The following is a 490-nucleotide window of genomic DNA, read 5'->3' on the forward strand; positions in this document are numbered from 1 at the left end:
CTGCCCGTACCATGGAGAATCGAATCCCAGCGCTGGGATTTGGATCGATGGACCCGGCACCGGAAAGTTCAGATGCTTCGCAAGCGGCACAAGCGCACCGTGGGATGAAGTGGCACCCAAGCTCGGGCTCCAGCCTTTCTATAGTGGGCCCCCGCGTCAGGAGAATACCAGCAACTTGCTGATGAGCAGACTCAAGGAGGTTGAGTCTTTGTCGGCAGTAGAATCGATGGAACAGCGCGACTACGTTGAGGAACGTCTCAAGTTCTCGCGCCTACCTGCTGATAAAAAGTGGCGCTCTATACCCACGAACTTGCTACTCGAATTGGGCGGCAAGATGTGTGTCAAATGGCTCGACGACTACGATACGTGGTCGAAGACGAAGTTCATCTACCTGCCGGTAATGGTGCGTGGTGAGCAGAAGGGGTACTTTCGCGCGCGTTTGCGTAAAGACGATAGCGATCGTAATTTGCCGTCGTATTTGCTGGCACCG

At 54.9% G+C, this 490-nt stretch carries 1 protein-coding gene; it reads left to right on the forward strand.

Going from position 1 to position 490, the window contains the following annotated elements:
* Positions 1-208: 208 nt before the first annotated feature.
* Positions 209-490: hypothetical protein (locus tag AC1RP1_RS07830; RefSeq protein WP_481762695.1), on the forward strand; the 282-nt coding region annotated here is incomplete at its 3' end.

The sequence above is a fragment of the Dellaglioa sp. CoH-56-MRSF-13 genome, assembly GCF_056782095.1.